Here is a 19,443-nt window from a genome sequence, read left to right as displayed (position 1 = left end):
GTGCCAGTTGCGATCGACTTTGAGCCGCTTATAAGACACTTCCGTAAACGGCGTCGGCGGAAGATCCCGCATCATTGGTGCTTCTTCTTTATCAAAGCGCATCTGCCGTGTTGAGCCATCAGGCCGCGTCATTGTGCTGTTGATATCGACAAGACGCTCCGCGATCGCCTCATTAAGCTCATCAAGGCTATAGAAGACCTCGTTGCTGAAGTAACCCAGGATTTTGGTGTAGGCGATTTTCACGGCACGCTCTACCGCTGCCTTGTCACGAGGCCTGCCGGGCCTAGTCGGCACAATCGTGATGCCGTAATAGTCTCCCAAACGCTGCGTAGCGGTCAGTGACCATCCGGTATGTAGCGGTCTTCTTCGGCCGATAAGTCGCCGTAGAAGCATTATCTGGCACGATGATTGCTGGTACTTTGCCAAGATAATTCAACGCCTTAACATGGCACTCGATCCACGCCGGCATCTTCTCATTCGCAGCGGCCGTAACATACATCAGCCCTGAGTACGGGCTGACCGCGACAAACAATGACGCCTTGAACACGGTGTCACCACTGGCCTGATCTACTACAGGCACTTTGTCACCGGCCCAGTCGACATAAAGCTCTTGCCCTGGCTCATGGGTGATAACTTCGACGAGATCGTTGGCACGCAGAAATTCATTGAGCCCACTGCAGAACTGGGAGTACTGGTACTTTGTCTTATCCGTCGGACAAGGCTGCGACACGTAGTCCATCCACAGCTTATGCCTGGTCACATGCTTTGTACTTTTCAGCTTGCGTGCAAGAGCATGAAAATCAGGCTGGTCGTAGGGCAACGACCGCTTACTCCGACCATCACTGAATCGATCATCGAACCATCCCGGTGGGAGCTGACGGAAGCGCTCTGGAGTTAGTTCCTCATCGTTGATGACTTTCTTTGCTCGGGATACTTCTCGTCGTGAACATCCCAATGCATGTGTGATCTGCGCGTAGCTAGCACCGTCAAGGCACATCGCGATGATCTGTTTGAAGTTGGCCACAAGGACCAGCTCCTTCCAAGTAGAAGTTGACGCAACACCAGCGGATTGTGGTGTCGCCAACATCAACTATGAAAGAAAACCCCTTGCAGTACCGGGTACGCAAAACACCGGTACCAACTACGCAGACTCGCGGTACCAACTACCCCAAATCGACAATAAAAGCTGGAATTTCAATTCCTTCTTTCTCGGCGAGTGCGACTAGATAGTCGCGAGTGCGCCACACGTCGACCGAGTTAACATTTAGAGCCAAGACTTCCTTGAGCAAGCCCGGGGGGATAGACAAGGTTGTTCTCTATGGTGGCGTCGTCTAGCGCAATGCGGGACTGGAGCTCACAGCGCTCCTCGCTAGTAGCCTTCGATTCTTTGTCTGGTGAGTGATATTTAAGAGATCTCTTCCTTAAGGTGCTCTTCCGTGACGGGAAGAACCAAAAGAAGGGCAACGATGGCCATAGGAACCATCAGCAGGATGACTGGGGTGAGGCCATCGTTGTAGGCGTTGAGGATGACGGACTGAATTGCATCCGGAAGGTGCGCAACCATGTTCGGGGTCAGGCGGGAAGAACCGCCCGTTGCGGAAGCGAACTGCTCAGCGTACTGCGCGCCCTCAGGGCCCATGGCCTTGATTGCAGCTGGCATGTTGGCTGCCATCTCATCCTTCATGTTGTGGATGAACAGGGATCCAACGAGGGAAGCACCAACTGCGGAACCAATCTGGCGGAAGAAGTTGTTGGCAGCCGTTGCGGTACCGACCAGCGCGATAGGGAAAGAGTTTTGCACGATGAGAACCAGAACCTGCTGCACAAAACCCAGGCCCACGCCGAAGACGAAGAACTCAGCACCGAGCTGAACCAGGGGCGTATCCACGGTCAGCTTGGACATCCAGAACAAAGCACCGGCGGTGATGATAAGGCCGATGATTGGGTAAATCTTGTAGTGGCCCGTGCGGGAGATGATGAAGCCAACGGCAGTCGAGGTGCCGATGAGGCCTACCATCATCGGAATCATCATGAGGCCCGCCTTGGTTGGGGTCAACGTATGAACCATCTGCAGGTAGGTTGGCATGTAGCCAAGCACACCGAACATTGCCAGACCGAGGACAGTACCGGCTGCGGTGGTCAGAACCATGTTGCGGTTCTTAAAAAGGTGAACCGGAATCAGCGGCTCCTTGGCCTTCGACTCGACGATCACGGTGATAATAGCGCCGACGACAACGGTGATGCCCAAGCCAATGATGATTGGGTCAGACCACTCGTACTGCGTGCCGCCCCAAGTAGTCATGAGGATGAGGGAAGCGGTGGTGATAGCGATGAAAGTAGCGCCAAGAGCGTCGAACTTACGCAGGTCAGTATCGCCAACACGCAGGTGCAGCACGATGGTGCACACGGTAATGGCGAGCAGACCAAGTGGAATATTAATCCACAGACCCCAGCGCCAGCCCGGGCCATCGGTGAACCAGCCGCCGAGGACTGGGCCCAGAACGGAAGAAAGGCCGAAGACGCCGCCCATGATGCCCATGAACTTGCCGCGCTCACGAGCAGTGGTGACCTCCGCGATGATGGACTGGGAGGAAATCATCATGAAGCCAGCGCCGAAACCCTGGACAGCGCGGCCCAAAATGAGCCAGTTCATGTCATTTGCGAAGCCACCGATGGCAGAGCCGACGACGAAGACTGCGATGCCGCCGATGTAGAGCCACTTGCGGCCCATCATGTCGCCCAGCTTGCCCGAGATTGGCATAGCGATGGTCATGGTGACCAAGAAAGCGGAGATAACCCAGCTCATGTGGTCGACGCCGCCGAGCTCGCCCACGATAGTAGGCAGGGCCGAAGAGAAAATCATTTGGCCCAGGGAGCTCATCAACATGGTGAGAACGAGGGCGGAGAAAACGAGAGCTACGTTGTTTTCTTTCTTTTCGTTTCCGCCAGCTTGTGCTGGCTGCGCCTCGCCGACGTTGTTAGTCGGCGACTTGGCGGTATCTACCATTTCAGTCCTTTCGTGAAAGTGATAACGAGTGCGAGTGCATCATTGAACTTTTGCTCAAATGGTTGTTCGCAGCTGATTTCGGGGGAAGCGGTGGCAATCCAAAGCGCTTCTCTAACGGTGGCTCCGATGAGTAATGCTTCTGTCTCTGGCGCAACTTCTGGCATGAGCTGGAGCTGCGGTTCTTGCTTGAGGCGAAGCGTGATGAGTTCTGCAATCTCGGTTGACTTTGCGCGTTTGCGGCTAAACGACGCCGCGGCAGCATCTGGGTCGCTTGCTATGCGGCGCCGCCTTGCTGCAATTGTTTTGTCGGCGTGGTGCCCGTCCAAATGGGAAATGACGAGTTCCACGGTCAAACGCAGGAGGTTTTCAGTTGGAGTGTCAAGGAAATATGCTCGTTGGTCTTGGGAAAATAGTGCGCTAGGGGCGCCCAAGACTGCGGAGTCTTTGGAATCGAAGTAGTTAAAGAATGTGCGCCTTGAAATCCCGGCTTTTTCGCAGATCTCCTCAATGGTGACTGCGGCGAAGCCTCGCTTGTCCACTAGGGAAGTGGCGGCGTCTTCGATACGCAGTCGCGTCTTGAGTCGCTTCTGCTCGCGTAGTGACATTTCTTCTTGCACGCTGTGCAACATTACACCCGGTGCAAGTTTGCACCAAGTGCAAACTTCGTGATTTTTGAGTCCCTGAGGTACCTTCAGTGCGCTTGGTCACAAATGCTTTTGGGGTAGCGAAAAGCCTCCCGCTGTCATGCACTCGGGTGGGTACCCGAGCGGCAAGGCAGTGGGAGGCTGAAAAGTGCTGCTTGAAAGTACCGCTAGGTAGAAAGCTTAGAAGCTATCACGCTCGCGGTTGGTCATGGACAAGACGTTGAGGCGCTCATCCAGCTCTTCCTCGGTGAGGTTCTCGCCGTCGACGAAGCCCAGGTCAATGACGGCCTCGCGGACGGTGATCTTCTCGTGCAGTGCGTGCTTAGCAGCCTTCGCTGCATTCTCGTAGCCGATCTTGGAGTTCAGCGGGGTAACGATGGAGGTAGAGGACTCAGCGAACTTCTTCATACGCTCCTCGTTAGCCTCGATGCCGTCGACGCACTTCTCAGCGAAGACGCGGGAGACGTTAGCCAGCAGGCGAGCGGACTCAAGGACGTTGCGCGCCATGACCGGGATGAACACGTTCAGCTCGAAGTGGCCGTTGGCGCCGCCGAATGCAACGGCAGCGTCGTTTCCGATGACCTGTGCGGAAACCATGGTGGCTGCCTCGCACAGAACCGGGTTAACCTTGCCCGGCATGATGGAGGAACCCGGCTGCAGATCCTTCAGGTGGATTTCTGCCAGGCCGGTCAGTGGACCGGAGCCCATCATGCGGATATCGTTAGCAATCTTGTTCAGGGATACCGCAACGGTGCGCATTGCGCCGGAGAACTCAACGAGTCCGTCGCGCGCCGCCTGAGCTTCGAAGTGGTTTTCTGCTTCCTTGAGCTGATCAACGCCGGTGAGCTTCTTGAGCTCTTCGGTGACCTTTGCGCCGAAGTCAGCGGAGGTGTTCAGGCCGGTGCCGGTTGCGGTGCCGCCGATAGCCAGCTCGCCCAGGCGTGGCAGGGTGGCCTCGATGCGCTCGATACCGAGCTCGATCTGGCGTGCGTAGCCACCGAACTCCTGGCCTAGGGTGATCGGGGTTGCGTCCATCAGGTGGGTGCGGCCGGACTTAACGACGTCCGCGAATTCCTTGGCCTTGGCGCTCAGGGACTCGTGCAGCACCTTCAGGCCTGGGATGAGGGCGTTGACAGCTGCCTCGGTGGCCGCAACGTGGGTTGCGGTAGGGAAGGTGTCGTTGGAGGACTGGCCCATGTTCACGTGGTCATTGGGGTGAATCTCTACGCCGTTGTTGTGGGCGATCGAGGCGATGACCTCGTTGGTGTTCATGTTGGAGGAGGTGCCAGAGCCGGTCTGGAAGACGTCGATTGGGAAAGCATCGTCGTGCTTGCCCTCAGCGATTTCCTTCGCTGCAGCGATGATTGCGTCAGCCTTGTCCGCATCGAGCGTGCCGGAATCCTTGTTGACCTGTGCGCAAGCTGCCTTCAGCAGGCCCAAAGCGCGAATCTGAGCGGCCTCAAGCCCGCGGCCGGAAATCGGGAAGTTTTCTACAGCACGCTGGGTCTGTGCGCGCCACAGAGCATCAACAGGAACCTTCACTTCACCCATGGTGTCGTGTTCAATGCGGTACTCAGTCATGAAATCCACCTCAAAATTATGTGTTGAATAAAGATGTTCATTTAGCGATTGTGTCGGGAGGGAGTCGGACTAACGTGTCCCTTCCGGCAGTAAACGCAATAATAAGATTTGTATCAACCGGCACCATAATGGTGCTGGAAGTCACGCCTCACTAAAACCAGTATGGACTAAATGGCGTGCGAATGTGCAAGGTGCACGTCCATGCTGAAAAGGGCGTGCACCAAATGCAAAAGTGGGGCTTTAAAAACCTTTAGGCATCCGCTGCGTTGGAGTAATCAATAACGGAGTACTCCTGCAGCTTGGCCAGCTTGTGTACGGAATCGATGTAGCGGATGGTGCCGGACTTGGAGCGCATAACCAGGGAACGGGTAGTGGCGCCGTTTGCACGGTAGGAAACACCGCGCAGCATGTCACCGTTGGTAACGCCGGTAGCAGCGAAGTAGCAGTTATCGGAGGAAACCAGATCGTCAGTGCTCAGAACGCGGTCCAAGTCGTGGCCAGCCTGGCGAGCCTTTTCGGCTTCTTCCTCATCCTTCGGCCATAGCTTGCCTTGGATTTCGCCGCCCATGCACTTCATAGCGCAAGCGGTGATGATGCCCTCAGGGGTGCCGCCGATGCCCATCATCATGTCGATGGAGTTGGAATCTTGGCAGGTAGCGATTGCGCCTGCGACGTCGCCGTCCATGATGAGGCGAACCTTTGCGCCGGCAGCGCGGATCTGATCGATAAGGTCCTGGTGGCGCGGGCGGTCCAGTACAACGACGGTGAGGTCGGCAGCCTTGATGCCGAGCTTCTTAGCGACGGAGTTGATGTTCCACTCAACGGACTGGTTGATGTCGATTGCGCCGACGCCAGCTGGGCCGACAGCAATCTTGTTCATGTAGAAGACGGCGGACGGGTCATACATGGTGCCACGCTCTGCGGCAGCGATGACGGAAATAGCGTTCGGACGGCCCTCTGCCATCAGGCGGGTGCCGTCGACCGGGTCAACTGCGATGTCCATTGCAGCGCCCTCGCCGGTGCCCACTTCTTCGCCGTTGAACAGCATCGGGGCTTCGTCCTTTTCGCCCTCGCCGATGACCACAACGCCGTTCATTGCGACGGAGTTGATGAGCTTGCGCATTGCATCCACAGCTGCGCCGTCGCCCTCATTCTTCTTGCCACGGCCTACCCAGCGGCCGGAGGCCAAAGCTGCGGCCTCAGTGACGCGAACCAGCTCCATAGCGAGGTTGCGATCTGGCATGTAAGAAGTGTTTTCGGACATGTGTTTAGGCTGCCTTCCATTCTTTTTCTGTCTCGCCGCTGGAACCTTCCAGGGCACTGTTTCCTATTCTTGCACTTTTGAATGGATTTTTAGGCAGGTTGGTGCCCCCGATTGAGGGCTTTGCCCGATCCCGGGGGCAGTGAAGTAGAAAATTCGCAGCACAAGAATTTGAGTTCGCCCCAGCTTTTCGTTGTGCGCTTGGGTACGTGGAATACTGGTCGCGTGGCAGCAGAAGAGAAACCCAAGATTTTTGAGGGCGCCCGGGACATTATTTTGTCTCTCGGCGTGACCGTCATCGCCATGCTCCTTGTTGTGGGAGCTACCGGCTTGTGTAGCGTGAACCCGGAGACAAAGAAGGGGCCTGTCCAGGATGTCGATGCCACGACGTTCCTAGAGATGGAAGCACGCGCTACGGGGGCAGTAATCCGTAACCCACAGATGCCCGAAGGCTGGGCGCCTACTGCCGCGCGTCGCTCCGCTGTGGCGGGGGAGAACGCCTCCGTGGTGAGCTGGCTGACTGCTGATGAAGGCTATGTGGAGTCTACGCAGACCCAAGTCTCTATTGAAGAGGCGGAGAAAGGCTATGACTCCAACTACCGTGCCAACGAATCCGAGCGTGAGGTGGCCGGCAAGAAGGTCAAGATCCTAGAAAGCGACGACGCTAATGTTCGGCCACTATGGATCACAGATTTAGGCGACTCCCGCTTGGCATTGTCCGGCTCCGCCTCTGAAGCGGATTACGAGACCACCATCGAGGCATTCGCCAAGGCGCCGGTTCTGCACGTGAATGACGACGGGGCAGCCGAGGCTGGTGCGCAGGAGGACGGTGCAACAGCACCGACATCTCAGCAGCCTTAGCTGAAGGTGGCTGAGTAAAGGCCGTCTGCAAACTCGACCTGGACACCCTCGCCCGCGGTTTCTACCGTTTGGGCGAGGGTTTCTTCGTCTAGGCCGCTCAGGCGCTGCTTAGCAACGTAGACGTCGACTCGTTCGCGCTTGGAGTTCTGCGGGTAGATTTTTACCTCGCGGAGACGGCCTTCTTTAAAGCACAGCACGATGGAGCCAGAGTAATAGGAGATCTCATCAGTGCTTGCCGTATGCGGCGTGCCGAAAAACTCCTCTGCAAGATGGCGTGGATCGCCAAAGAGCAGGGAACCGGCAGAGCCGGACTTTGATACGAAGTCCACGCGCTCACCTGGGTAGCCGTAAATCTGCATTAGTACTCTCCTTCGTTGGATGATGCGTTTTCTGCGTCTGTGGCATCTTCGGAGTTATCGGCACTATCTAGTGCCTTCTCGACACGACGCGCAGCGCCGTCAAGGTGGGCCTCACAGGCCTTTGCCAGCGCTTTACCGCGCTCCCAGTACTTCAGCGACTCGTCGAGGCCCATCTGGCCGAGCTCAAGAATCTTGACGGTTTCAATGAGCTCATCGCGAGCCTGCTCGTAGGTAAGTTCCTCTACTGGCGGGAATGCGTCTTGGCCGGGAGTACCGGTACCGATTGTCTCGTTCATGTCTGCTCCTTTAGTTAAGTCTTTGGCTTCGGGTCTATATTTTTCAGTGCTTTAGCGCTGAATGATTACTGAAGTTTGTTAGTCGGCTGGTTTGGCCGCCATTGCCGCTGCGGTAATCGAGCCATCACCGACGCGGATACGCAATTGCGAGCCGGGTGGTGATTGCTCGTAGGAAGTCACAACCTCTGGGCCCGAGCCATCACGCGGCACGACTTGGACGATGGCATAGCCGCGTTCCAAGGTGGCCGACGGGCCGAGAGCCGAGACCTGTGCGCGCAGGGCAGTGACCTTGTTCCTTTCTCGCTCGAGCAAGTAGGTGACCTCGCGCTTCATCAACGCGCGGGAGCGCTCAAGCTCATCACGGCGTGCGTTGATCGGCGTCATTGGATCAGCAAGCACGGGGCGTGAACGAATATTTTCCAGCCCGCGCCTTTCCCTTTCGACCCAACCACGCAGTGCAGCTGCCATGCGGGAACGCGCTTCATCCACCAATGCGTATTCCTCAGCAACTGATGGCACTACTCGTTTTGCGGCGTCAGTAGGAGTGGCGGCGCGGAGGTCTGCAATATTGTCGAGCACTGGATTGTCTGGCTCATGGCCAATAGCAGAGACCACCGGAGTGCGTGCGCTGGCAACTGCGCGCTGTAGAGCCTCTTCGGAGAAAGGAAGAAGGTCTTCGACAGAACCGCCGCCACGGGCGATAATGATGACGTCTACTTCTGGATCCTCATCGAGGGTTTCCAACGCGTTGATAACCTCTGGAACGGTGTTCGCTCCCTGCACCGCGGTATTAATGACGCGGAATTGCACCGCCGGCCAACGGTCCTTTGCCACGGCTAGCACGTCACGTTCAGCAGCAGAGCCGCGGCCGGTGATAAGCCCTACCTTGTTGGGTAGGTAGGGCAGCGCCAACTTGCGCGAAGGATCGAAGAGCCCTTCAGCAGCAAGCTGTTGGCGCAGCATCTCAATGCGTGCTAGCAAATCACCGACGCCGACGTGGCGAATCTCAGTGGTCCACAACGAAAAGGAACCGCGGCCGGCATAAAAGGCGGGCTTGCCGTAGACCACCACGCGATCACCGTCTTTTAATGGCGTGGGCATTTTCAAGACCATGTCAGTAGGGCACGTTAACTGCACGGACTTTTCCTGCTCGACGTCGCGCAAAGTGAGGTAGGAAAGCTTCCATGAGCGCTTGACGTTGATCTGGGTTAATTGGCCTTCGACCCACAAGAACCCGAGACGCTCGATCCAGCCCTTGACCTGGTCATTGACCCGGCCTACGGGCCAGGGCGTCTCCGCAGAGTTTGCTGGTTGATTCACAAAGCAGCCTTTCTATGCAGCAGTGGATTGCCACTTAGTCTATTGCCCAGCCCGGACATGTGGACTTCGGGGGCAGTCAGCTTGGGCAAATTTAAAGGTCAGCGGGCCAGGGAAAGTTCGAGCGAAGTCACATTGCTGTCCACGTCAGAAATAGGCCATGCATTGCCTTTGCAAAGCGACCCAATCTACTGTTTCAAAGCAGTTTTAGATACGCTGGAACGCATGACTGAGACTGGCAAGAATGTTCTCCTGGCAGCACCGCGCGGTTATTGTGCCGGTGTCGATCGCGCAGTTGAGACCGTGGAGAAGGCACTTGAGAAGTACGGCGCACCGATTTACGTGCGCAAGCAGATTGTCCACAACCGCTACGTCGTGGAATCGCTAGCTGAGCGCGGCGTCATCTTCGTCGAGGAAGCATCCGAAGCACCCGAGGGCGCGCACCTTGTCTTTTCCGCACACGGTATCGCCCCGGCGGTGCGTGAGGAGGCTGAAGGCCGCAAGCAGCTGACCCTTGATGCAACTTGCCCGCTGGTGACCAAGGTGCATAACGAGGCGCGCCGTTTCCAGCGAGATGGCTACCACATCTTGTTGGTGGGCCACGAAGGCCACGAAGAGGTCGAAGGCACCGCCGGCGAAGCTCCTGAGGTCACCCACTTGGTGGATGGCATCGAGGGCGTCGACAAGCTGCCTGAGTCCCTGCAAGATGAAAAGCTCATCTGGCTATCCCAGACCACCCTCTCGGTGGATGAGACCATCACTATTGTGAATAAGCTGCGCGAGCGCTTCCCGCACCTCGAGAATCCGCCTTCAGACGACATCTGCTACGCCACCCAGAACCGCCAGGAGTCGGTGAAGAATATTGCTCCGAAGTGCGATTTGATGATTGTGGTGGGCTCGAAGAATTCCTCGAACTCCGTGCGCCTAGTTGAGGTGGCGCTAGAGGCAGGAGCCAAGGCTTCCCACCTCGTCGACTTCGCCCGCGAGATCGATGAGGCGTGGCTCGAAGGCATCGAGACCGTCGGTGTTACCTGTGGTGCTTCTGTACCTGAGTTGCTCGTGCGCGAGGTGCTCGAGTTCCTCGACGAGCGTGGTTACAGCAACGTTGAGCAAGTTACTACTTCCACCGAGACTATCCAGTTCTCCCTGCCACGTGAGCTGCGTCCGGCGCGCACGTCGCAGGCCCCGAAGGCTTAAGGATGCCCTCCTAAGCCACAACAAAAGAAAAGCACTCAGAGCAGCAAATGCCTGCCCTGGGTGCTTTATTGATAACTAGTATTCGAGCTGGTTTGCGCGGTGAACTAGTCTTCGTCGTAGAGATTGTCTTCCAAGAACGAGGACTTTGGCTTTGCCTTGGACGCCTTAGGATTGGTGGTTTCGGCTTCGTGGGATTCATCTACATCGCCAGCACGGCGTGCGGGGTCGGGGCGGCGCGGTGCGAAGTCGGAATCGTCGTACTCCGCGGAGCTAGCTGTGGTACCCCGCTCGCGGGCCTCACGTGCCTCGCGGTAGGAGCGTGCTTGAGCCACGCGCTCGTCGTGTGCGCGCTTGAGCTCCTCACTGCTTGAGCGGCTCTTTTCCACGCGCTCTCGGGCTTGCTGCTCGCGTTCTTCAGCCTGGCGGCGGCGACGAACCTCACGGTCCAACTCGCGGGCACGGGTACGGCGGCGCGGCGAACTCTGGGGAAGTGCTTCACCTGAGCCTTCTGCATCACGGCGGTTACGAGCTATAAGCTCGGCAACGGAAAGACGCTCGTTGGTAGTGCGCTCATTGGTTTTTTGCTCCGCGCGACGGGCAACCTGTGCCTTGGCGTCGCGGGTTCGAGCCAAGTTCTTGTGTCGCCATAGACGGACTACGGCAAGAGCGGCGCACAACAAAAATACGATGAGCAACCAGGGGAAACGCTGGATGAAAGGGAACGCTGCGGAAAGCAGTGACGTGTGCGAGAACGGCGATGTGCCTTTTGGCGCGGCTTGAATGGACAGCACCCAGGAGGTCAACACAATCGCGACCGTAAACAGAACTGGAATGCTGACAACTAGGAGGTACAAGCTGCGCAGGCGGGCGAAGCAGGTGACTGCCAGCGCACCGGCCGCGGAGATGATGAAGAATAGCCAACCAATCGAACCCACGGCAATCGTGATCAGTGCGGCTACGACGAACGTGGCTACTAGGCCAAGGAGACCCTTGGCTAGCGGCAGCTCATGCGCAGCGGCGGAGGTTTCACGCGCGGCTCGGTGGTTTCGATTTTTGGCAAGTGACACGCCGGAAGATTCTACAGCGTTGGCTGGGCTTATCGGTATTTCTTCGCCCGAATGTGGCGAAATTTATTTCCGTGAAGGAGGTAAATGCAGTTATTCCCCAAAGCGTAGGTGCCGCGGTTCTGCCTCGATGGGGTGCGGGGAGACCGGTTTTTTATCGGTGCGTGCTGGGATCTCCAGCTCGTAGAGCCTGCGTGCAGTAACCCCCACTCGTAAATCCAAGGAGCCGAGACTGGAGTTGAATGCTTCGACTGCTTTTTCAAGGCTGCGGCCGACTTTCTCATAGTGCTCGTTGAGAGTGCCTAGCCGCGCATAGAGCTCGCGGCCAAGACGTTGCACCTCGCGTGCCTTCTCTGAAATGTCTTCGTGCCGCCATCCCAGCGCCACAGTGCGCAGGAGCGCAAAAAGTGTGCTTGGCGTGGCGATGACGATGTTGCGCCCGAAGGCGAACTCGAGCAGCTCAGGATCGATGCTCAATGCGGCGTCTAGGAACGGATCCGCCGGGACGAAGAGCACTACGAACTCAGGAGTGGGAGAGAAGGCCTCAATGTAATCGCGATGGGAGAGCGCTTGAACATGGTTGCGTAACAGGTGTGCGTGCCGGCGGAGGTAACCTGCGTGCTCCTCTGGATCTTCGGTGTCCATTGCGTCCAAATAAGAAGAAAACGGCACTTTGGCATCGACAGCGATGTTGCGCCCACCTGCTAGATGCACTACGAGGTCGGGGCGTACGGATTTTCCGTTGAGTGTTGCTGTTACCTGGGAATCGAAATCCACGTGTTTGGTCATGCCGCCGATTTCCACGACGCGTTCTAGTTGCATCTCGCCCCAGCGGCCGCGGACGTTTGGGGAACGCAGAGCGCCCACGAGCTTGTCAGTGCGATCTGTCAGCCTGGATGAAGTCCGGGTAACTGCCTGGACTTGACTTGATAATGCTGCTAGGGCAGTGGCGCGGTCTTCCTCTAATTCCTGCAGTTTGAATCCCAAGCGGTCCATAGCTTTCTCTAAAGGCGCAAGCTCCGCTTGCCGGCGTTGCGATTCCTGTAGCGCGCGATGCTCATCGCTGGGGCGCGTGGAATTGCTGCGGTATTCGCGCAGCAGCCAGCCCAAAATGGCGCCGATGAAAAGACCTAGAAATAACAAAAGCACGGGCAAGGTGGTAGACATAGCCACCACCTAAGCACGTGCTCCGGACATTGCCGTTTGTCTTGGCCTAATCTTCGCGGCGTGGATGCAACAGATGTTCGACGCGCGACATAGCCTTTTGCACGCCACCTCGAACAACGCGCATCTGCGTGCCGCGGGAAGCAGGTGCTTCTCCCTCGCCCTTACCAGTAGGGCGGGCATCCATATCGACCGCGGCGTCGAGGTGCGGACTATTGCCGTGATTAGCAACATCGGCAGGTACGGCCTCCGGGGCGGCGTGGTCCGGCATCGCCAACCAGGCCTTCCGCTTATGATCGCCCTGCTCTTGGGTATAGCGGCCAATGAGGAAGCCTGCCACCGTGGCAAAATGCATATCCTCTGCGGTTTTCTCGCCAGACTGCAGCATCATCATGTCCTGGAAGTAGCGATACGCCACAGCGAACATCGCGGCCGCTGGCACAGCCAAGAACGCACCCACGAGGTTAAAGAGAGCAGAGCCCACAGTGACGGAAGTCAGCACAACGACGGGGTGCAGGTTCATCGCCTTAGATTGCAACCAGGGGGAGAGCACGTTGCCCTCAAGCTGCTGGACCAAAAGCACGAGCGCCAAGACCAACAGTGCTTTGGTGATTCCCAGGGAGACCAAGGCGATGGTCACCGAAAGCGCGCCCGCGACGATAGCGCCAACGAAAGGAATAAAGCCCGCAACGAAGGTGATGATGGCCAGCGTTAGTGCCAGCGGGACCCCGATGATGGCCAGGCCAATGCCGATGAAGATGGCGTCGACTAGCGATACGAGCGCCTGGGCACGCACGAAACCGCCCAGTGTGTTCCAGCCTCGGGTGAGCAGTTCCGTCAAATGCCAACCGGTGCGCCGGCCCGTGGCTTCGCGCAGCCATGGCAGGAAGCGGTGACCGTCCTTCAGGAAGAAGAAGGTCAAGACCAAAACCACCATCAAGGTCACGATGATGTTGGTTGCCTGCCCAATACCGTTGAACACGGATCCTGCAATGGTGCCGGCCTGCTTTTGTGCCCAGGCGGCGATCTCATCGATGTAGGTGCCGATCTGATCCTCATTGAGATTCAGCGGCGGCTGCTGGACCCATAGGCGCAGTGCCTGAATGCCGTTGGCTGTTTGCAAATAAAGCGTTTGGGATTGCCGCACGAAATTCGGCGCGATGAAAAGAAACAGCGCGCCCAGTGCGCTGAAGGAAACCAAGATCGTCAACGCCGCTGCTAGCGAACTTGGCACATGGTGGCGGCGTAGCCACCGGGTGATCGGAGCCAAAACTGTGCAGATGATGAGAGCCAACAGGATAGGCAGGATGCCGCGCCAGAGGTTGCCGGCGATGCGGAAAAGCGCATAAAGGAAAAGACAAATGACGAACAGGCGCAGTGCCCATAGGGAAGCAGACTTAATTACCTCGCCGACTACAACGGAACGGTCGACTTGGTCTCCGGGTGGGTGAGGGGAGACGTCGTCAAGCGCTGCGGCATCAACAGACTCGTCAAAACGATCGCCGAGCCCAGCGTGGTCCGGATCCGAGTGGTGACCGGATGGCGGCGTGGATGATGAGGAAGGCGAATGAGAACTCACCCCACCATCTTGCCTTAAAAAACCTTGGGTGCGTTAGGATTGCCCCTGTGAGTCTTACACTTGGAATCGTCGGCCTGCCTAACGTTGGCAAGTCCACGCTGTTTAATGCCCTGACCCGTTCTGACATTCTGGCAGCGAACTACCCGTTCGCCACCATCGAGCCGAACGTCGGCCTCGTTGAGTTACCGGATCACCGCCTTAACCGCTTGGCGGAGATCTTTAGCTCCGAGCGCATCCTGCCGGCGACCGTGTCCTTCGTGGACATCGCCGGAATCGTCGAAGGCGCATCCAAGGGTGAAGGCATGGGTAACGCCTTCCTTGCCAACATCCGTGAGGCAGATGCTATCTGCCAGGTCGTGCGCGCCTTTGCCGATGACAATGTCATCCACGTCGATGGCAAGGTCGATCCCGCCCACGATATTTCCGTGATTAACACCGAGCTCATCCTGGCGGATCTGCAGACCATCGAGAAGGCTTTGCCGCGACTGGAGAAGGAAGCACGCAAGAACAAGGAGCTGGCTGAGACCGTCGAGGCCACCAAGAAGGCACAGGAAATCCTGGAGGATGACCGCACGCTCTTCGCCGCTTCCAAGAATGGCGAGATCGACCTCGCACTGGTTCGTGAGCTTCACTTGATGACGGCGAAGCCGTTCCTGTACGTGTTCAACTCCGATGAAGCAGTGCTTACCGACGACGCGAAGAAGGCCGAGCTCGCCGAGCTCGTCGCCCCAGCAGAGTGCGTGTTCCTCGATGCACAGACTGAGACCGAGCTGCTTGAGCTCGACGAGGAAGAGGCAATGGAACTGCTCGAGTCCGTCGGCCAGACCGAGCCTGGCCTGGCAACTCTGGCTAAAGCAGGTTTTGCCACCCTCGGCTTGCAGACCTACCTGACCGCAGGCCCGAAGGAAGCGCGTGCTTGGACCATCAAGCAGGGCGCGGCGGCTCCTGCCGCAGCAGGCGTCATCCACACCGACTTCGAAAAGAAGTTCATTAAGGCTGAGATCGTCTCCTTCGATGATCTGGATGCCGCCGGCGATATGGCCACTGCCCGTGCTGAGGGCAAGGTCCGTCAAGAAGGCAAGGAATACATCATGCAGGACGGCGACGTCTGCGACTTCAAGATTGGCGGCTAGCGCTCGCCTGAGATTAAAGCTGTAGTCTCAGCATTGCTTGAGCCGCCGAGTTGTTGGCAACTTGGCGGCTTGCTAACCTAAAACCTCCTGAAGGGGAGTAGCTCCTCCGCGGCCTCCCATGGCGGCGGATGGATGGTCGACATACTGGTGCCTTTGCGCCCGGCCACCCAGCTTGCGAAATTCGTGAGTGAGCGAGACCTTCGGTCCGTAGTTCCTACGTCGACCGATTGTCCCCGTTGTTGGATGCTCGGTTGGCGCCAAACTAACCGAAGGTATCTGTATGGCACTTCCTTCCGAGCAGCTCCTGCTTGAGCGTTTCATGAAGCTGTCCATCGCGACGGCTGTTCTCACCATTGTCTTAAAGGTCCTTGCGGCCATGCTTACTGGCTCCGTCGGCTTCCTGTCTGACGCTTTGGAATCCGGAGTCAACCTCGTTGCTGCAGTAGTGGGCTTCATCGCCCTTCGCATTGCTGCGAAGCCGGCTGACGCGAACCACCAATTCGGCCACGGCAAGGCCGAATATGTTTCCGCGTTGGTAGAGGGCGCGATGATCTTCGTCGCCGCAGCACTCATCATTTATACCTCTGCATTGCGCTTGCTCAACCCCCAGCCTTTGGAACAGCCAGGCATTGGTTTGGCGCTTTCGACGCTAGCTTCGGTCCTTAATCTGGCTGTCGGTCTGGCGTTGCTGAAAGCGGGCAAGAAATATCGTTCGGCAACGCTTCAAGCTGACGGCCATCACTTGCTGACTGACGTGTGGACCTCTGTTGGCGTCCTCGTGGGCATCGCGCTGGTTGCCCTGACGGACTGGCTGTGGCTCGATCCGATGGTCGCTTTTGCAGTGGGCATCAACATCCTGTGGACCGGTTACAAGCTGCTCAAAGAATCCTTGAGCAGCCTGCTTTCCGAGTCCTTGCCCAAGGAAGAGCACGCTGAGCTTGATGCGCGACTTGCTGAGCTTGAGGATGAATTCGACGTGTTGTTCACGTCCCGTCGTACCATCGCATCGGGCCGCCAGCGCTTGGTCTATCTCACCATGGACGTGCCTGGCGAGTGGACAGTTCTTGCGGCCCACGACATCGCGGATCGCATCGAGGACAACATCGACGAGCTTTTCTCAGGCGCCGAAGTGTTCATCCACGTCGAGCCCGCCGGCACGGTGCATCGCCGCATCTTGCGCATGCCTTAAGCGGGTTCACGCAGGCTAGCCACGGCCATACCGTTTTCCATCACCCACGGCCAGCTAAGCCCGTTCTTGGTGAGAATATCTGGGCGTAATTCATCGGGCAGAATCCACTCCTTGTTGGCGTAGCCCAACAAGTATTCGTCGAAGGCGGGAAGCTCGAGCCGCAGCGCCAATGCGACCGAGATTTCCTCTGCGGTCACGTCCTGCTGCCATGGGCTGAGCCAGAAGGTTTCGCCCTCGTGCTCAGCCCGCACCAATCCGGAGTTTTCGAGGGCCTTGGCTGCTTGGCCTTTGGCGAGCATGGTCCACCAAGCTAGGTCGGCGGCACTCACCGGACCATGTCCACTGACGTAGCGCAGTGCTAGCTCGCGGAGCGGCTCCTCCGGTTGACGTTGCTCGACGGGGAGGACATCGACGTGCATGAACGTTTCTTGCTTGCCGTGCTTCGGTCCTTGGACGAGGTCGCCCGCGCCACCGAATGCGCGCAGCAGGTGCGATCCACGGCCGCCATCCGGAGCGATGCCAACTGACCGGAAGATCTCGTAGGCCTCGGCGCGGGTCAGAGTCGGCGTCGTGCTTTTTAGGGCGGCGTCGTGAAGTGCGGCGTGTGCGCGGTTAAACAGGTCTTCGTCGAGGCCCAACCCTGGGCGTCGGGCTTGCTGGCTGCGCGCGACACGGGGATAGAGCAGGCGGGACATCCAACGCACGTCGGCAGCAGGCATGAAGTGGACCGTGCCGCGCTGCGGCCAACAGCGCACGACCTGGAACTCATCGATGGCGTTGAGCACTGCGGCATCGTCTGGCGCTGCGGATCCTTGGGTGCTGCGCAGGGCCAGCGCGCGCACGCCCGCGGCATAGTTCTGCCCTTGGACTGCCATGAGGTGTTCGGCCGCAGCCAGCGGTGAAGTGGTGGCTGGGCGCGCCGCCGAAGGGGCCAGGCCCTGGGCGATGAGGCGGCGGGCGCGAAGTTCAGGCAGCGTTAGATGGAGCATTGCTTAAACTTTATTCGGACTTTCTTTATGCTGCTACAAGCGCAGCGCCTTCATGGCCGCCATGCCCGTGGTGATGAGCTTCTGGAAGCGCTGCGGCGGCAGTAGCTCCGAGGGCGCCAGCGGGTGCAGCTTTTGCTCGGCTACGGTGCGCTCATTTGCCCACAAGCGCATGCCGGTAATACCGTGGCGGTGATTGAGGCCGGACTCCTTTACGCCGCCACCTGGGGCGGCAATAGAACCATATGCTGCGGCAAAGCCCTCGTTGATATTGACCATGCCGGCTTCCAGCTGGGAAGCAACCTCCCAGCCGTGGCGGGAGCTGCCCGACCACACTGAGGCGCATAGGCCGTAGTTCGTGTCATTTGCTGCGTGGATGGCAGCAGCATCAGAATCGACCTCGTACACAGCCAACACTGGGCCGAAGGTCTCGTTAGCGAAGAGCTCCATTTCCTGCGTTACCCCAGTGAGCACCGTGGGCTCAAAGAAAAACGGACCGAGTTCCGGGCGATGCTTTCCGCCGTAGACAATCGTTGCGCCCTTGTCCACAGCGTCGCGCACATGAGCTTGGACGGAGTCGAGCTGCTTTTGCGAAGTCAGGGAGCCGATAGTTGCGGCATCGGAGAACGCTGCGCCCAGAGTCTGTTTATCGAGGGCCTTTTTAAGCGCAACGAGGAAGTCCTTATAAATGTCCGTGTGCACGTAGGCACGTTCGGCGGACATACACAGTTGGCCCGAGGACGAGAAGGCCGTGCGCACGGCGCCGCGTGCGGTGGGCTCAAGGGGGGCGTCGTCAAGCACCAGCATTGGATTCTTACCGCCGAGCTCCAACATTGTGGGGATGAGACGTCCGGCCGCCTGGGCAGCAATGGACTTGCCCACCTTGGTGGAACCGGTAAAGGAAAGACCGTCGACGAGGGGGATCAAGGCGTCGCCCACCTCCGCGCCGTTGCCCGGTACTAGCTGCCAGGCAGCCTCTGGTAGGCCGGCTTCAATCGCCAGCCGGCGGACCAAGATTGCCGTCAGCGTGGTCTGGGAATCAGGCTTGTGAACCACAGAGTTGCCAGCAGAAAGCGCCGCCAGAACGTCGCCCACGCCCAAGGAAAGCGGATAGTTCCACGGGGAGATGAGCCCCACGACGCCCAGTGGGTAGTGCTGGGTGCGCGTCTTGGTGAGCACCGGCAACGCGCCGGGATGTCGCTCCGGACCAAAGGCCTTGCGTATGTTCACGCCATAAAAGCGCGCGCAGTTATAGAGGTCCATCACCTCGTCGTAGGCGTGCGAGCGGGACTTGCCGTTCTCAGCCTGAATGAGGTCGAGGATGAGCTCTTCATGTTTCCGGATTAGGTCGTGGAGGCTGAGCAGTATGCGCCCGCGATTGCCCTGGCCTACCCCGGCCCGTGCAGTGGTGACGGCAGCGGCGACGTCCTTAGGCGTGGCCGTGGGGAAGGAGAAAAGCTCTTCGCCTGTAAACGGCATGAGTGCTGTGTGTTGAGCGCCGGAACCACGCACGTCGCCTACCGGGTTGGTGGCCAGGAAATCAGAGACGCGCGGCGGGAGATGAGCACTAGTGAAGGTTTTCATGGAGTCTATAGTGCCAGAAATTGATTGTGATATGTATCGCAATCATGGTGCGAGTGTGAGTAGCATTACTTTATGGCAACGCTTTCAAAAATTCCGAGCCCGCAGCTCCGAGAAACTATCGCGCCACTCGTCAGGTCCGGCGAGGCGGCCGCCCCTCTTGGTGTCATTGACATTGCCGCTTTCGACTTCAACGCGGAACAAATGGTGACGCGTGCGGGTGG

At 58.1% G+C, this 19,443-nt stretch carries 17 protein-coding genes and 1 pseudogene; 4 read left to right on the top strand and 14 right to left on the bottom strand.

What is annotated here, in order from left to right; all coding sequences use genetic code 11:
- The 6 genes and pseudogenes from HMPREF2888_RS13140 to glpX form a co-directional block, all read right to left on the bottom strand.
- A pseudogene (locus HMPREF2888_RS13140) lies at positions 1–243 on the bottom strand (IS21 family transposase); the annotation flags it as partial.
- A gap of 40 nt (positions 244–283) precedes the next feature.
- Entirely contained in the window at positions 284–1,024 is a 741-nt protein-coding gene (locus tag HMPREF2888_RS09670) for a transposase (RefSeq protein ID WP_246815061.1), read from the bottom strand.
- A gap of 381 nt (positions 1,025–1,405) precedes the next feature.
- Entirely contained in the window at positions 1,406–3,007 is a 1,602-nt protein-coding gene (locus HMPREF2888_RS09665) for an MDR family MFS transporter (protein WP_070518697.1), read from the bottom strand.
- The gene (locus tag HMPREF2888_RS09660) at positions 3,001–3,624 is read right to left on the bottom strand and encodes a TetR family transcriptional regulator (RefSeq protein ID WP_061921879.1); all 624 of its coding nucleotides are present in this window, start codon (positions 3,622–3,624) and stop codon (positions 3,001–3,003) included. Before HMPREF2888_RS09660 ends, HMPREF2888_RS09665 begins: the two co-directional genes overlap by 7 nt.
- Before the next feature lie 207 nt (positions 3,625–3,831).
- Positions 3,832–5,232, bottom strand: coding sequence for a class II fumarate hydratase (locus HMPREF2888_RS09655; protein WP_070518696.1), 1,401 nt, complete (start codon positions 5,230–5,232; stop codon positions 3,832–3,834).
- A gap of 250 nt (positions 5,233–5,482) precedes the next feature.
- Positions 5,483–6,496, bottom strand: coding sequence for a class II fructose-bisphosphatase (gene glpX / locus HMPREF2888_RS09650; RefSeq protein WP_062041384.1), 1,014 nt, complete (start codon positions 6,494–6,496; stop codon positions 5,483–5,485).
- 222 nt (positions 6,497–6,718) lie between these two features.
- Between glpX and HMPREF2888_RS09645 the strand changes: the two genes are divergently transcribed.
- A complete protein-coding gene (locus tag HMPREF2888_RS09645; protein WP_070518695.1) occupies positions 6,719–7,354 on the top strand; it encodes a DUF4245 domain-containing protein in 636 nt (211 codons plus the stop codon).
- On the opposite strand, the gene HMPREF2888_RS09640 is transcribed toward HMPREF2888_RS09645, so the two are convergent.
- From HMPREF2888_RS09640 to xseA, 3 genes are all read right to left on the bottom strand, one after another.
- The gene (locus tag HMPREF2888_RS09640) at positions 7,351–7,713 is read right to left on the bottom strand and encodes a hypothetical protein (RefSeq protein ID WP_061921631.1); all 363 of its coding nucleotides are present in this window, start codon (positions 7,711–7,713) and stop codon (positions 7,351–7,353) included. The genes HMPREF2888_RS09645 and HMPREF2888_RS09640 overlap by 4 nt on opposite strands.
- Positions 7,713–8,009 carry an exodeoxyribonuclease VII small subunit gene (locus HMPREF2888_RS09635; RefSeq protein WP_070518694.1) on the bottom strand — a complete coding sequence of 99 codons (297 nt, stop codon included), beginning with the start codon at positions 8,007–8,009 and terminating at the stop codon, positions 7,713–7,715. Before HMPREF2888_RS09635 ends, HMPREF2888_RS09640 begins: the two co-directional genes overlap by 1 nt.
- 78 nt (positions 8,010–8,087) lie before the next feature.
- The gene (xseA, locus tag HMPREF2888_RS09630; RefSeq protein ID WP_062041375.1) at positions 8,088–9,329 is read right to left on the bottom strand and encodes an exodeoxyribonuclease VII large subunit; all 1,242 of its coding nucleotides are present in this window, start codon (positions 9,327–9,329) and stop codon (positions 8,088–8,090) included.
- Positions 9,330–9,551: 222 nt separating this feature from the next.
- Here xseA and HMPREF2888_RS09625 point away from each other — a divergent pair, with 222 nt between their 5' ends.
- A complete protein-coding gene (locus HMPREF2888_RS09625) occupies positions 9,552–10,523 on the top strand; it encodes a 4-hydroxy-3-methylbut-2-enyl diphosphate reductase (RefSeq protein ID WP_061921639.1) in 972 nt (323 codons plus the stop codon).
- 104 nt (positions 10,524–10,627) lie between these two features.
- On the opposite strand, the gene HMPREF2888_RS09620 is transcribed toward HMPREF2888_RS09625, so the two are convergent.
- The 3 genes from HMPREF2888_RS09620 to HMPREF2888_RS09610 form a co-directional block, all read right to left on the bottom strand.
- Entirely contained in the window at positions 10,628–11,590 is a 963-nt protein-coding gene (locus HMPREF2888_RS09620; protein ID WP_070518693.1) for a DUF6542 domain-containing protein, read from the bottom strand.
- Between the two features lie 90 nt (positions 11,591–11,680).
- Positions 11,681–12,754 (bottom strand): DNA recombination protein RmuC, encoded by a 1,074-nt coding sequence (locus tag HMPREF2888_RS09615; protein ID WP_070518692.1) that lies wholly within the window; start codon positions 12,752–12,754, stop codon positions 11,681–11,683.
- Positions 12,755–12,800: 46 nt separating this feature from the next.
- A complete protein-coding gene (locus HMPREF2888_RS09610; protein ID WP_070518691.1) occupies positions 12,801–14,330 on the bottom strand; it encodes an AI-2E family transporter in 1,530 nt (509 codons plus the stop codon).
- Between the two features lie 47 nt (positions 14,331–14,377).
- Here HMPREF2888_RS09610 and ychF point away from each other — a divergent pair, with 47 nt between their 5' ends.
- Positions 14,378–15,463 (top strand): redox-regulated ATPase YchF, encoded by a 1,086-nt coding sequence (gene ychF, locus HMPREF2888_RS09605; RefSeq protein ID WP_061921651.1) that lies wholly within the window; start codon positions 14,378–14,380, stop codon positions 15,461–15,463.
- 280 nt (positions 15,464–15,743) lie between these two features.
- Positions 15,744–16,652: a cation diffusion facilitator family transporter gene (locus HMPREF2888_RS09600; protein ID WP_061921654.1), complete on the top strand. Its 909-nt coding sequence runs from the start codon at positions 15,744–15,746 to the stop codon at positions 16,650–16,652.
- Here HMPREF2888_RS09600 and HMPREF2888_RS09595 read toward each other — a convergent pair.
- The gene (locus HMPREF2888_RS09595; RefSeq protein ID WP_062041362.1) at positions 16,649–17,641 is read right to left on the bottom strand and encodes a winged helix DNA-binding domain-containing protein; all 993 of its coding nucleotides are present in this window, start codon (positions 17,639–17,641) and stop codon (positions 16,649–16,651) included. The genes HMPREF2888_RS09600 and HMPREF2888_RS09595 overlap by 4 nt on opposite strands.
- Before the next feature lie 33 nt (positions 17,642–17,674).
- Entirely contained in the window at positions 17,675–19,222 is a 1,548-nt protein-coding gene (locus HMPREF2888_RS09590; protein ID WP_062041359.1) for a succinic semialdehyde dehydrogenase, read from the bottom strand.
- Positions 19,223–19,443 lie beyond the last annotated feature (221 nt).

This window comes from Corynebacterium sp. HMSC077D03, from assembly GCF_001808545.1.
Taxonomy (GTDB): domain Bacteria; phylum Actinomycetota; class Actinomycetes; order Mycobacteriales; family Mycobacteriaceae; genus Corynebacterium; species Corynebacterium simulans.
Note: the sequence above shows the minus strand (reverse complement) of the source record. Positions and strands in the feature narration are given on the sequence as shown.

Excerpts from the sequence above, each read along its gene's own strand:
- HMPREF2888_RS09665 (WP_070518697.1), bottom strand. The coding sequence starts at position 3,007 with ATGGTAGATACCGCCAAGTCGCCGACTAACAACGTCGGCGAGGCGCAG.
- HMPREF2888_RS09655 (WP_070518696.1), bottom strand. The coding sequence starts at position 5,232 with ATGACTGAGTACCGCATTGAACACGACACCATGGGTGAAGTGAAGGTT.
- glpX (WP_062041384.1), bottom strand. The coding sequence starts at position 6,496 with ATGTCCGAAAACACTTCTTACATGCCAGATCGCAACCTCGCTATGGAG.
- HMPREF2888_RS09640 (WP_061921631.1), bottom strand. The coding sequence starts at position 7,713 with ATGCAGATTTACGGCTACCCAGGTGAGCGCGTGGACTTCGTATCAAAG.
- HMPREF2888_RS09635 (WP_070518694.1), bottom strand. The coding sequence starts at position 8,009 with ATGAACGAGACAATCGGTACCGGTACTCCCGGCCAAGACGCATTCCCG.
- HMPREF2888_RS09625 (WP_061921639.1), top strand. The coding sequence starts at position 9,552 with ATGACTGAGACTGGCAAGAATGTTCTCCTGGCAGCACCGCGCGGTTAT.
- HMPREF2888_RS09615 (WP_070518692.1), bottom strand. The coding sequence starts at position 12,754 with ATGTCTACCACCTTGCCCGTGCTTTTGTTATTTCTAGGTCTTTTCATC.
- HMPREF2888_RS09600 (WP_061921654.1), top strand. The coding sequence starts at position 15,744 with ATGGCACTTCCTTCCGAGCAGCTCCTGCTTGAGCGTTTCATGAAGCTG.
- HMPREF2888_RS09595 (WP_062041362.1), bottom strand. The coding sequence starts at position 17,641 with ATGCTCCATCTAACGCTGCCTGAACTTCGCGCCCGCCGCCTCATCGCC.
- HMPREF2888_RS09590 (WP_062041359.1), bottom strand. The coding sequence starts at position 19,222 with ATGAAAACCTTCACTAGTGCTCATCTCCCGCCGCGCGTCTCTGATTTC.